The sequence below is a fragment of the Burkholderia paludis genome (assembly GCF_000732615.1).
In the GTDB taxonomy this organism is placed as follows: Bacteria; Pseudomonadota; Gammaproteobacteria; order Burkholderiales; family Burkholderiaceae; genus Burkholderia; species Burkholderia paludis.
In genome coordinates this window covers 1-12,786 of the sequence record NZ_JPGL01000076.1, presented here as the reverse complement: position 1 = coordinate 12,786, position 12,786 = coordinate 1, and the positions used below count along the sequence as shown (strand labels likewise).

Annotated in this window: 11 protein-coding genes and 1 tRNA gene; 3 read left to right on the top strand and 9 right to left on the bottom strand. The window is 67.3% G+C overall.

Translation table 11 applies throughout. The annotated features are described in order from the left end of the window. Positions 1-18: 18 nt before the first annotated feature. Both GQ56_RS0133850 and GQ56_RS45955 read right to left on the bottom strand, forming a co-directional pair. A complete protein-coding gene (locus GQ56_RS0133850; protein WP_031402876.1) occupies positions 19-612 on the bottom strand; it encodes a chorismate mutase in 594 nt (197 codons plus the stop codon). Between the two features lie 223 nt (positions 613-835). Beyond that, positions 836-940, bottom strand: coding sequence for a chorismate mutase (locus GQ56_RS45955; protein WP_162269111.1), 105 nt, complete (start codon positions 938-940; stop codon positions 836-838). 239 nt (positions 941-1,179) lie between these two features. Here GQ56_RS45955 and GQ56_RS0133835 point away from each other — a divergent pair, with 239 nt between their 5' ends. Together GQ56_RS0133835 and GQ56_RS0133830 are read left to right on the top strand one after the other, a co-directional pair. Continuing rightward, positions 1,180-1,569 (top strand): DUF2946 domain-containing protein, encoded by a 390-nt coding sequence (locus GQ56_RS0133835; protein WP_031402875.1) that lies wholly within the window; start codon positions 1,180-1,182, stop codon positions 1,567-1,569. A gap of 123 nt (positions 1,570-1,692) precedes the next feature. Then, the gene (locus GQ56_RS0133830) at positions 1,693-4,047 is read left to right on the top strand and encodes a TonB-dependent receptor (protein WP_031402874.1); all 2,355 of its coding nucleotides are present in this window, start codon (positions 1,693-1,695) and stop codon (positions 4,045-4,047) included. 231 nt (positions 4,048-4,278) lie between these two features. Here the strand turns inward: GQ56_RS0133830 and GQ56_RS0133825 are convergent, their stop codons facing one another. The 7 genes from GQ56_RS0133825 to pepN form a co-directional block, all read right to left on the bottom strand. Further along, complete coding sequence (locus GQ56_RS0133825; protein ID WP_027788093.1) at positions 4,279-4,533, bottom strand: GlsB/YeaQ/YmgE family stress response membrane protein; 255 nt, start codon at positions 4,531-4,533, stop codon at positions 4,279-4,281. A gap of 263 nt (positions 4,534-4,796) precedes the next feature. Next, positions 4,797-5,009 carry a hypothetical protein gene (locus tag GQ56_RS0133820; RefSeq protein ID WP_031402873.1) on the bottom strand — a complete coding sequence of 71 codons (213 nt, stop codon included), beginning with the start codon at positions 5,007-5,009 and terminating at the stop codon, positions 4,797-4,799. Next, on the bottom strand, positions 5,006-6,739 hold the full coding sequence (locus GQ56_RS0133815) for an FAD-dependent oxidoreductase (RefSeq protein ID WP_031402872.1): 1,734 nt from the start codon (positions 6,737-6,739) through the stop codon (positions 5,006-5,008). The genes GQ56_RS0133820 and GQ56_RS0133815 overlap by 4 nt, the downstream gene beginning before the upstream one ends. 164 nt (positions 6,740-6,903) lie before the next feature. Continuing rightward, positions 6,904-7,713, bottom strand: coding sequence for a helix-turn-helix transcriptional regulator (locus tag GQ56_RS0133810; RefSeq protein WP_031402871.1), 810 nt, complete (start codon positions 7,711-7,713; stop codon positions 6,904-6,906). 170 nt (positions 7,714-7,883) lie between these two features. After that, positions 7,884-7,959: transfer RNA gene (locus tag GQ56_RS0133805), tRNA-Thr, on the bottom strand. Positions 7,960-8,165: 206 nt separating this feature from the next. Then, on the bottom strand, positions 8,166-9,179 hold the full coding sequence (locus tag GQ56_RS0133800; protein ID WP_031402870.1) for a class 1 fructose-bisphosphatase: 1,014 nt from the start codon (positions 9,177-9,179) through the stop codon (positions 8,166-8,168). A gap of 276 nt (positions 9,180-9,455) precedes the next feature. Next, positions 9,456-12,149: an aminopeptidase N gene (gene pepN, locus GQ56_RS0133795; protein ID WP_031402869.1), complete on the bottom strand. Its 2,694-nt coding sequence runs from the start codon at positions 12,147-12,149 to the stop codon at positions 9,456-9,458. 188 nt (positions 12,150-12,337) lie between these two features. Between pepN and GQ56_RS0133790 the strand changes: the two genes are divergently transcribed. Next, the coding region (locus tag GQ56_RS0133790; protein ID WP_031402868.1) for a DUF4136 domain-containing protein at positions 12,338-12,786 on the top strand (449 nt) is incomplete at its 3' end.

The window sequence follows — 12,786 nt, the reverse complement described above, 5'->3', positions numbered from 1 at the left end:
CGATCCGGGCCCGCCGCGTCAGCCTGTCGCGCTGGCGCCGCCGGCCGAGCAGACGTGTGACAACGCGGTGTCGAGTGCCTGCGTCTGCGTCGAGTCGAAACGCGTGAGGGTCTTCCAGTTCGCAATGCTGCGCGCGAGCCGCGCCTGGCAATCGGGCGCATCGCGCAACGGCGCGACTTGCGCGAGACCCGCCATCATCTTCTGCGTCAGCCGGTCGAGCGCCGGGCGCGTGCTGGTCGCCAGATCGGGCGGCGCGCCCTCGGGCGGCCGCGTTGCGCGCCAGGTCGCGAACAGTGCGTTCTGCACGTCCTTGCTCGCGACGATCTGATCCTCGAAGAAGGTTCGCGCGAACGCAGGATCGACGCCGGCCTGTGTCGCGCGCTTTTCGACCACGGTGAGCAGCGCTGCTTCGCGCGGCCGATCCTCGATCGCCTTGTGATTCGCCCATTTCCATCGCGCGACCGGTTCGGCGAGTGCAAGGCGCTGCGATGCGAGCGCGACGACGTTGGTGAGCGCGGTGTCGTCGCCGTCCGCGCAGGCGATGCGCGGCGACGAAAAGAGGGCGACGCCGAGCGCGGCGACAGCGACGCTGGCACGAATGGCTTGCTTCATCGGGATGATCGGGAGAGCCGGGCGAGCCGGAGATGGAAAACCAGAAGGATAGACGAAGACAGTCGCGCGGCGTAGCGTCGCGACAGGAGAATCAGCAGGCGAGCTGATCCGGCACCGTCAGGCTGTTGCGGCCCGGGTGCGATGCGAATTGCGCACGATGCGCAGTGATGTCCCGCACGATGGCGATGATCGGCACGTGGCGGTTACAGAACCGGACAGTCGTTCACTTCGGCGAGTACAGCTTGTGCTGTTCGTCGAAGAATGCCCGCACGTGGTCGGGCAATTCGGCGAGGAATTCCACGCCGACGGGTTCCGGATCCGGGCTCATCACTTGCTCGGGCGGGGGCATGCGAGTGGGTCTTTCATCCATGGTCATTTCTCCAGCAATTTCAATGATTATCAACCTCGTGCTTGGATTTATGCCAGCAGCGAATCGTTAGATTTTGTCTCTGTTGTATTAACGGCACATGCGCTGCGGCGCGACCGGTGGTGCCGACTGGTGCAGCGTACGGAATCGGCAACAATCGGGCCGCTTGTTATACTCTCGCGCACTTTTTCCGGACCGCAATGAAACGAACGACGCGATGGATCGGCCTCGTATGGCTGGCGCTGGTACTGAACGTACTGTCGCCCGTCATCGGCTACGCGCGCGTCGCGTCGACCGGCTCCGGCGCGCTCACGCTCGAGTTGTGCAGTGCAGCGGGCACCCGCCAGGTCGTGCTCGCGCCGGCGGGCGGCGATCACGGTGCGACGTCGCCCGACCATGCCGGCGTGCCGCATTGCGTGTACTGCCCGGGCTTCGCGGCAAACGTGGCGCTGGGTACGAGCCTGCCCGCGATGCCGGGTTTCGTACGGGCCTTCGCCTACCGCGCGGCCGCTCCGGCCATGCTCGATCTGCCCCGCAAGGGCATGCGTCTCGCGCAGCCGCGCGCCCCGCCTGAAAACCCTCCGGTCTGATTGAAGTCGTCCGCGCGCCCCGGTGGCGCGCGTGCCGCAGCAGCAGGAGCTGCGCGCCGTGCCGTCCGTGCGCGGCGCGTGCTCGTGTCCGGCGGCGTCCGATCACGTTTTCAGGAATTCCCCATGTCGTCTACCTTCGTCGCGCGGCCATCGCGCGGCCGGCTCGCGCTTGCATGCGCGGCTGCTTTCGCGTGGCCTGCCGCCGCGCATGCCGCATCGACCGACGATGCCGTCGATCCCGCCCGCGGTGTCGGGCGTCCCGCCGCCGCGCCGGCCGCTTCGGGCGCAACCGTGCCGTCGGCACCGGCCGGCGATACGCTGAGCGCCGTCAGCGTGACGGCCCAGCGGCAGCCGGTCGATCGGATTACGCCGGCCGTCGTCGAATCGATGACGCGCGAGCAAATCGATTCGCACACCAACGTCACCACCGAGGATGCGCTGAAGTACGCGCCGAACCTGATGGTCCGCAAGCGCTATATCGGCGACCGCAACAGCGTGTTTGCCGGCCGCGACTTCAACGAACTGCAGAGTGCGCGCGGGCTCGTCTACGCCGACGGCGTGCTGCTGTCGAACCTGCTCGGCTCGAGCTATGCGTATCCGCCGCGCTGGTCGCTGATCCCGCCCGACGACATCGCGCGCGTGGACGTGCTCTACGGCCCTTTTTCCGCGCTGTATCCCGGCAACTCCATCGGCTCGACCGTGCAGCTCACCACACGTCGCCCGGAAAAGCTCGAGGCGTCGCTGTCGACGCAATTCTTCACGCAGCGCTACCACGACGGCTACGGCTACGCGGACAGCTTCGGCGGCAATCATCAGACCGCGCGGATCGCGAACCGGGTCGGGCGGTTCTGGTTCGCGCTGTCGCTCGACAGGCTCGAGAACGACAGTCAGCCGATGCAGTATGCGAGCCCCAATGCGGCGTACAACCCGAAGCTCGGCGCCGCCGTGCCCGTGACCGGCGCCGTGACCGACATCGGGCCCAACGGCAAGCCGCGGACCATCGTCGGCGCGCAGACGATCGAGCGGACCGAGCAGATCAACGAGACGGTCCGGATGGGCTATGCGTTCACCGACCGCGTCGACGCGACGCTCACGCTCGGGCATTGGGAGAACCATTACCGGCAGCACGGCGAAACCTTCCTGCGCGATGCGGCCGGCAATCCGGTCTACGGCGGCAATGTCTCGATCGGCGGCCAGAACATGACCGTCGCGCCGAACGCATTCGCGCCGCAGCGCGGCGACCAGGAGAACTGGCTGTATGCGCTCGGCCTGAACGGCCGGCTCGATTCCGGGTGGCGGCTGTCGGGCGTCGTGTCCGCGTACGACGTGTCGCGCGACGTGCTGCGTGCGGCGTCGACCGTGCAGGGCGGCGCGGGCACGCTGTTCCAGGGCGACGGCACGGGCTGGCGTACGCTCGACCTGAAGGCCGAGGCGCCGGAAGTGAGGGGCCACACGTTCACGTTCGGCTATCACTACGACAACTACTTCCTGCGCAACGTCACGTACAACACGGCCGACTGGCTGGCCGGGCCGACCACGTCGCTCGCGAGCGTCTACCGCGGCGACACGCGCACGCAGGCACTGTACGGGCAGGACGCATGGCGTTTCGCGCCGGCGTGGCTCGCGACGCTGGGGCTGCGCTACGAACGCTGGGACGCGTACGGCGGCGCGCTCGGCAATGCAGCCGGCACGCTCGGCTATGCGGATCGCGGCGCGAACGCGCTGTCGCCGAAGGCCGCGCTGCAATGGGACGCGACGGATGTCTGGCGCTTCCGGCTGTCGTTTGCGACCGGCACGCGGTTCCCGACGGTCGGCGAACTGTTCCAGGGCACGATCTCGAACAACGCGATCGTCAACAACAACCCGAACCTGCGGCCGGAAAAGGCGATCGACTGGGATTTCACGGCCGAACGCGACGTGGGCGTGGGCGTCGTGCGCGCCAGCGTGTTCCAGAGCGACCTGCGCGATTCGATCTATAGCCAGACGACGGTGTCGGGGGCGACGACCGTCACCAATGTCTCGAACGTCGACCGCGTGCGCGTACGCGGCGTCGAACTGGCGTTCAGCGGCGAGAACGTCGGGTTGAAGGGGCTCGCAATCGACGCGAACGTGTCGGCGAGCAACGTCCGGATTCTCGCCGACGCCGCGAATCCCGCGTATGTCGGCTCGCGCTTTCCGCGTATTCCGCGCATGCGCGCGAACCTGCTTGCGTCGTATCGCTTCGACGAGCATTGGCTTGCGAGCGTCGGCGTGCGCTACTCGGGCCGCCAGTTCAACACGCTCGACAACAGCGACGTGAATCCGGACGTCTACGGCGGCACGAGCTCGTTCACGGTCGTCGACCTGAAGGCGCGTTACCGCTTCGATCGTCACTGGAGCGCATCGGTCGGAATCGACAACCTGACGGACCGTCGTTACTACGTGTTTCACCCGTATCCGGGGCGTACGTTCTATGGAGAACTGAAATGGTCGCTATAACGTCGTCGGCTGCAGACGACGCGTGCGATGCGGGACGGGGAGGGGCGATGCCGAGCACCGGGTGGCGCGGAAGCGACGGTGCGCGCGGCGTGCGCAGCCGCTTGCCGACGGCCGGCCAGATCGACGGCCGGTTGCAGCGCGCTAGGCGCTGAAAGCGTCGGCGGCGCGCGGCGAACGGGCCGCGCGCCGGCCTGATGCGAAAACGCGCCCGAAGGCGCGTGGAGAGACGCGTCAGGCCGCTCGCTTGAATAGTCGGATCACGAACAGCAGGATCACTGCACCGACGACCGCGACGATCACCGATCCGATGAAACCGCTGCCGATGCTGATGCCGAGCAGCCCGGCGAGCCAGCCGCCGATCACCGCGCCGACGATCCCGACGATGATGTCGACGATGAGCCCGAAGCCGCCGCCCTTGACGAGCAAGCCGGCAAGCCAGCCGGCGATCGCGCCGATGATCAGCCACATAATCAAGCCATGAGTCATGGTGGTCCTCTCCTTGGGTTGTGTCGAAATGACCGGACGTCGGCTATGTCGCCGCAAGCTGCATGAAGGCGGCATCGCGACCCGCCGCGCCGCCCACGCAATGTAACGCGATAGACGGGTCGGAATCGTTAAGTAATGTTATGCACCCGTAACGGGATTTTCCAGGGAATTCGTCTGCCTACGGTGCGGCTCGCGCACGGTCGATTCAGGGAGAAAAGAATCTGTAAGAAAGTGTCGCCGGCGAGGACCGGCGGACACGGATTTCATCGTTCGTGCGTCGATGCCGGCATGCCGGTATCGGGCAGTCCGACGCTTGCGTCGGCGATCAGCCGGACGACGGTCGCGGTATCGCCGATCGCCTCGATCGACAGCAGCGCGAAGCGGGCCAGATAGAGCGATGCGTCGGCTTCGCCGATGCGGGTCATCGTCCGGCACAGGTCGGTGTAGAGGATGTCGCGTTCGGTATCCGTCATCATGCGGTCTCCTGAAGATCGGTGGGCGTGTCCGGATGAAGCGCACGTTCGAGCGCGGCGGCCACGTCGTCGGCGCGTGCGTCGTGCCAGCGGCCGAGGACGTGGCCGTCCGGACGGACGAGATAGACGGTGCCGTCGCGCGCGCCATACATGTCGAACAGCCTGCCCAGGTCATCATGGCCGTCGCACGCAGGTTGCCGTGGCGTCGCGTGCCGGGCGAGCGTGACCAGCGCGAACGGCATGTGTGCGTCCTGCAGGCGCCGTTCGAGATCGGCGAGCGTCGGATCGGGCGTGCCGTCGAAGGTGAAGCAGAACGCGATGAAGCGCGGCGCGACGAGATCGGTCAGGTGCCCGCGGCATGGGGCGCGGCCGTGCGTCGCGGGCAGCAGCAGCGGGCATTCCGCGAGCACCGTGCCGGGCGCCGGCCCGGCGGCAAACGTGTCGCGTTCCGCCGCGTTGAGCGGCGACGCCGCATACGCGATGGCCGATGTCTGGCGCGGATTGATCAACGAACGCAGCGCCGGGTGCCGGACCGCGAGCGACAGCACGGCCCGGCGCATCAGTTCGAAGGCAAACGACGGCGGCGCCATGAATTCGGTGCTCTTCGTGCCGTAGCGGAGGTTCTCGTGCGCGGCGAACACGCGTTCGTCCGAGTAGCTGTCGAGCAGGCTGTCCGATGCAAGGCCGCGGATCGTATACGCGAGCTTCCACGCAAGGTTGTCGGCGTCTTCGATGCCTGAATTTGCCCCGCGTACGCCGAAGATCGGCACGAGATGCGCGGCGTCGCCGCAGAACAGCACGCGGCCGTGCCGGTAGCGTTCCAGCGTCAGCGCGTTTGCCTTGTAGATCGTGATCCAGATCGGCGACCAGTGGCCGCGCTCGCCCATCATGTCGAGCAGGCTCTGCACGCGCGGGATCACGTTCCCGGGTTGCACGGCCGCGTCGGGATCCTCGCCGTCGCGCAACTGGTAGTCGATCCGCCACACGTTGCCCGGCTGCTTGTGGACGAGCACCGTCGAACCCGGGTTCGACGACGGATCGAAATACGCGAGCCGTTCGGTCGGCCGGTCGCTCTCGAGCGCGATGTCGACGATCACGTATCGGCCTTCGTAGCTCGTGCCCTGGAGCGACAGGCCGAGCGCATCGCGCAGCGTGCTGCGTCCGCCGTCGCATGCCACGACCCAGTCGGCCTCGAGCGCGTAGCCGCCCGGCGGCGTGTCGACCTCGAGGCGCACACCGTCCGGCTGCCGCGTCACGCCGACGACCTTCGCCTGCCAGCGGATCTCGATGAGCTCGGGGCGGCGCAGCGCGGCATCGAGCAGGAACTGCTCGATGTGGTACTGCGCGAGATTCACCATCGGCGGCAGCTTCTGGTTGTCGTCCTGCGGCATCGTGAAATGGAGCACCTCGTCGCGACGGTAGAAGCTGCGTCCGCCGGTCCACGGCAGCCCCACGCGCAGGAAATCGTCGAGTGCGCCGAGCCGCTCGACGATCTCGAGGCTGCGGCGCGAGACGCAGATGGCGCGGCTGCCGTGGCACACCGAGTCGTCGGCCTCGATCAACACGCTGCGGATACCGTGGTTCGCAAGGCCGAGCGCGACTGCAAGGCCCACGGGGCCGCCGCCCACGATCGCGACGCGATGGCGGTGCGTATCGACGCCGTCGTCGCAGGCAGGACGTTGCGGGGGATGGCGCTCGGCGACGAACGGGTAGGGTGTGAAGTCGATATCCATCGTGGGCTTCCTGGTGGTCCGGTTCGACGTGCACGGATCGACGGCGCGATGCGTGCAGCAGGTCGGTGCAGTATGGAAGCCGGTCATGCCGTCGTTGTCCCCATTTCGGGTACGGCGAACGAGGTGCGGGCGGGGCCGCGAGGGTCAAGGCGGATCGTGCGGGCTCAGGGCTGCATGCACAGTGCGAACAGTTCACGCTGGCTCGAAATGCCGAGACGACGGTATGCGCGCTTCTGGTAGGTGATGACGCTCGAAGCCTTCACGCCGATCGTTTCGCCGATCTCGTGCGCGGTCCGGCCGTCGAGCACGCCGCGCAGCACGTCGAGTTCCCGCTTGGACAACTCGGGGCACGCATTGCGCAGTCGCGCGAGCATCCGCTGCGGGATGCCGATCTGCGCCGCGCCGGCCAGCGCGTAGTGATGCTGCGCGGCCTGTGCGATCAGCGGCGCGAGCGTTTCGATCTCGGCGATTTCGCGCGGCAGGAACGCGCCGCTGCGATGCGCGCGGTACAGGTTGATCGACAGCCAGGTCGTATCGTCGGGCTGCGTCAGCAGCGCCAGCCGGTCGGAGACGTCGGGGCCGCGGTAGCACGCCGCGCGATACGCTTCGTGGCCGATCTCGTCGCCTGCCTGCCGGTGCAGCAGCAGGTCGTGACGCCGTGCGCCGCGATGCGCGGTCGATACGATCGGCTGATTGCCGTCGAGCGCATAGAAATGGCGTGCATAGGTGTCGGCGACGTCGCGCAGGTAGCGGCCGCCGCGATGGTCGGCGACCGACATCGTGCGCGGGCGATTGCCGAACTCGTACGCGAAGATCGTGCATTGCGTGATGGACAGCGCGCTGTCGAACAGCTTCAGGATTTCGGCCGCGAATGCGTTCGGCTCGTTGCCGCCGATCGCGGCGACGAGGCCGGTTGCGCGGGCCACGTCCAGCTGCCCGGTGAGCGTCGCTCGCTCGAGACGCCAAGTGCGCATGATGCAGGGGAGAGGGCGGAAGAATCCGGCCGATTGTAATCGGCGGTGCGCGGCGTGTAAGTCGGGGGATGCCCGCAAGCGGAACCGGTGCGGGAAGACGCGGGCGCATGATCGCGGCGTCGGAAAAGAGAAAAGGCCTGACAAGCGATGCTTGTCAGGCCTTTATATCTTGGTGCCGGAGATAGGAGTCGAACCTACGACCTTCGCATTACGAATGCGCTGCTCTACCAACTGAGCTACACCGGCAGCAGAGAAATGAAATTATATGGTGAAATCCGAGATCTTGGCAATAGGTTTTGCGAAATTTTTTTCAGCTTGCTGCTGCTGCTTCGCGAAACCCTCGATCCGGCGGACTTACCGCTTTCACTTCACTGCGATGCGACCGGTGAGGGCCACATCGCGAGGCGCGATTGTACTTGCGTACCGCACCTCCGTCTAGTGCTGCAGTGCAATTATTTTGCTTCGCCGTGATAGCCGGTGACGCGCTCGACTTCGTTCTTCGAACCGAGGAACACGGGGACGCGCTGGTGCAGGCCCGTCGGCTGCACGTCGAGGATGCGCTGCGTGCCGGTGGTCGCCGCGCCGCCTGCCTGTTCGACGATGAACGACATCGGGTTCGCTTCGTACATCAGGCGCAGCTTGCCCGGACGATCGGGCGTGCGCTTGTCGGCCGGGTACATGAAGATGCCGCCGCGGTTCAGGATCCGGTGCACGTCGGCCACCATCGATGCGATCCAGCGCATGTTGAAGTTGTCGCCGCGCGGGCCTTCCTTGCCGGCGTTCAACTCGTCGACGTAGCGCTTGACCGGGTCGTACCAGTGGCGCGCGTTCGATGCGTTGATCGCGTATTCGCGCGTATCGGCCGGGATCTGCATGTTGCTCTGCGTGAGCACCCACGAGCCGACTTCGCGGTCGAGCGTGAAGCAGTTCACGCCGTTGCCGGTCGTGAGCACGAACACCGTCTGCGGACCGTACACCGCGTAGCCGGCCGCGACCTGCTGGGTGCCGGGTTGCAGGAACGATTCCTCGGTTGCCTGCTTGCCGTCCGGGCAGCGCAGCACCGAGAAGATCGTGCCGATCGACACGTTCACGTCGATGTTCGACGAGCCGTCGAGCGGATCGAACACGAGCAGGTATTCGCCGCGCGGGTAGTTCGCGGGGATCGGGAAGAACGTTTCCATTTCTTCCGACGCCATCGCGGCGAGGTTGCCGCCCCATTCGTTCGCGTCGAGCAGGATTTCGTTCGACAGGATGTCGAGCTTCTTCTGCACTTCGCCCTGGACGTTTTCGCTGCCGGCGGTGCCGAGCGCGTCGCCGAGCGCGCCCTTCGACACGTTGTAGCTGATCGCCTTGCACGCGCGTGCGACGACTTCGATCAGCAGGCGCAGGTCGGCGGGGAGGTTGTTGGTCTCACGTTGCTGTTCGATCAGGAACTTCGACAGCGTGGTGCGGCGGGCAATGGACATGACAGACTCCGAAAGGCCAAAGAATCCTTGAATGGCCGCAATTTTACCTGCCGCGCCCCGCGTGCCGCCGCCTTTTTTCGTCCGGTTACATGGCCGGGAGGCCGGGCGGGCCCGGTTGCCGCCGGGCGGCACGGCCGGGACGCGCTGCGCCCGCGGCCGGTTGCGCGGTCAGACCCCGCGATGCCGCCCGGTGCCGGCCGCGCGCGCAATTGAAAAAGCCGGTGCCGCGACGGGCGGCACCGGCTTCATTGCGCGGGCGTGATGCGGGAGACGGCGTTATGCGAGCGCCTTCTCGACGATCTCGCGCACGTCGCGCGACTTCGCGCCGGCCGCGACCTGCTCGAGCGCGTCGCGCATCCGGTCGCGCAGCGCGGGCGTGAAGCGGCGCCACAGTTCGAGCGAGCGCGCGAGGCGTGCGGCGACCTGCGGGTTGATCGCGTCGAGCGCGAGCACCTGCTCGGCCCAGAACGCGTAACCGGAGCCGTCCGCCGCGTGGAATTGCGCGGGGTTGGCTGCGCAGAAGCTGAAGATCAGCGAGCGCGCGCGGTTCGGGTTCTTCAGGTTGAAGGCCGGGTGCGCGAGCAGCCGGCGAACCTTCGCGAGCGTCGGCTGCTCGGCCGTACCGCGTTGTGCGGCCTGCATCGCGAACCACTTGTCGATCACGAGCGCCTCCTTCTCGAAGCGACGGTAGAAGTCGTCGAGCGCATGCTCGGCCGGCTCGGGCGCACCGGCCGCCGCGGCGGACAGCAGCGCGCCGAGCGCGGCCGCGCGATCGGTCATGTTGTTCGCGGTTTCGTACTGCGCGGTGGCGAGGCGCACCGCGTCGGCCGGATCGTCGAGTTCGGCGAGATACGCCAGCGCGAGGTTCTTCAGCGCGCGGCGACCCGAGGCCTCCGGCGTCGGCTCGTAGGCGCCGGGCGTCTGCTGCTGCTCGTAGGCGGCGAGCCAGTCGGCGCGCAGCGCGCTTGCGAGCTGGCGGCGCACGAACAGGCGCGCGCGATGCACGGCGGCCGGATCGGCCTCGGCCATCTGGTCGGCGAGATAGGTTTCCGACGGCAGCGTCAGCGCGAGTTCGCGGAACGCGGGCGACAACGTTGCGTCGGTCAGCACACGGCGAAACGCGGCGACGAAATTCTCGCCGAGCGTGAGCGGCTCGTGCGCGGCGGCGCGGGAGGCGAGCGTCAGCAGCGCGCGCGTCGCGAGGCGCTGGCCGGCCTCCCAGCGGTTGAACGGATCGCTGTCGTGCGCGAGCAGAAACGCGAGGTCGTCGTCGCTGTAGTCGTACTCGACGATCACCGGCGACGAGAAGTTGCGCAGCAGCGACGGCAGCGGTCGCTCCGGCACGTCGACGAACGTGAAGGTCTGCTCGGCGTCGGTGAAGTCGAGCACGCGCGTCGTGCCCGATGCGGCGGCTTCGCCGTCGAGACGCAGCGGCAGGTCGCGGCCGTCGCGGCCGATCAGGCCGATCGCGAACGGAATCAGCAGCGGCCCTTGCTGCGTGTCGCGCGCGGCCGGCGACGCGTCGCCGTAGCCCTGCGCGAGCGTGACCGTAAAGCGGCGCGCGGCGGCGTCGTACGCGGTGCGCACCGAGACGCGCGGCGTGCCGGCCTGGCTGTACCAGCGCTCGAACTGCGCGAGGTCGCGCCCGTTTGCGTCGGCCATCGCGTGCCGGAAGTCGTCGCAGGTCACCGCATGGCCGTCGTGGCGCTTGAAGTACAGGTCCATGCCCTTGCGGAAGCCGTCGCGGCCGAACAGCGTCTGGTACATCCGCACGACTTCCGAACCCTTCTCGTAGACGGTCATCGTGTAGAAGTTGTTGATCTCGACGTAGCTCTCCGGGCGCACCGGATGCGCCATCGGGCCCGCGTCCTCGGCGAACTGCAACTGGCGCAGCACGCGGACGTCCTCGATGCGCTTGACCGCGCGAGCGGCCGATTCGATGTCGTCGCCCGCGGCCATGTCGGCCGAGAATTCCTGGTCGCGGAACACGGTCAGGCCTTCCTTCAGGCTCAGCTGGAACCAGTCGCGGCAGGTGACGCGGTTGCCGGTCCAGTTGTGGAAGTATTCATGGCCGACCACCGACTCGATGTTCGCGAAGTCGGTGTCGGTCGCGGTCTCGGGGTTCGCCAGCACGTACTTCGTGTTGAAGATGTTGAGCCCCTTGTTTTCCATCGCGCCCATGTTGAAATCGCCGACGGCGACGATCATGAAGCGGTCGAGATCGAGTTCGAGGCCGAAGCGCTTCTCGTCCCAGCGGATCGAGTGGATCAGCGACTCCATCGCGTGACGCGTCTTGTCGAGATCGGCCGGTTCGACCCACACCTGCAGCAGCTTTTCCTTGCCCGAGCCGGTGGTGATCTTTTCCTCGATCGCGACGAGCTTGCCGGCGACGAGCGCGAACAGGTAGCTCGGCTTGCGGAACGGATCTTCCCACTTCGCGAAGTGGCGGCCGTCGGGCAGGTCGCCCGAATCGACGAGGTTGCCGTTCGACAGCAGCACCGGGTACGCGGCCTTGTCGGCGCGCAGCGTCACCGTGTACGACGCCATCACGTCCGGACGGTCGAGGAAATAGGTGATGCGGCGGAAACCTTCGGCCTCGCACTGCGTGAAGAAGTTGCCGCTCGACACATACAGGCCCGACAGCGTCGTATTCTGGTCCGGCGCGCAGGCGCTCTCGAGCGTCAGCTCGAAGGCGTCGGGAACGTTCTCGACGGTCAGTCCGTGCTCGTGCGCGCGCACGGCGCTGTGCGGCGCGCCATCCAGCCGGGCGCCGAGGAATTCGAGCGCTTCGCCCAGCAGTTCCAGGTGCGGCGCGGGCGCGGCGTCCGGATTGCGGCGCACGCGCATCGTATTCCTGACGACCGTGCGGGCCGGCGCCAGATCGAATTCGAGCGCGACGGAATCGATGAGGAAGGCCGGCGGCGTGTAGTCGGCGCGGCGGATCACGGTGGAGGAGGCGTTGTCGGACATGGTCGTCGAGATCGGTGGAGTGGGGGGGCGGACCCGCGGCACGGGCGGGGCGAACCGGGCCATTGTACAAAGGCTGGCGGCCGTGTGCCGGTCGAACTTTTTGCGGGTTCCGGCAGTCCGCGTATTATCGGCATCCCGTTACGGTTCGCGTGGTGCGACAAACGGGTGACGGATCGACGAGGATCAACATGAAACACGAATGGATACGACGCGGTGCAGGCTGGGCGGCGGTGCTGTGGGTGGCGCTGCTGACCGGCTGCACGAGCTACGTGACGACCCAGGTCACGGCCTTCTCCGACTGGCGCGGCAGCGACGCGACCCGCACCTACGCATTCACGCGCACCGATGCGCAGAAGAACAGCATCGAGCAGTCGACCTACGAACCGATCGTCGCGAACGAACTGTCCACGTATGCGTTCCGCCAGGTGGCGCAGGAGCAGGCGCGGTATCTCGTCGGGCTGACCTATGCGGTCGGCAGCGATCTCGTGACGGTGCCGCAGCCGGTCTACTACGATCCGTGGTTCGCGCCCGGGCCGTACTGGCGGGGCGGCCCGTGGGGGCCGGGGGGGCCCTGGGGGGCGGTGCCGGCGGGGGATGTTGCGCAGACGGAACCGGGGTTTGACTACACCCCCGGCAT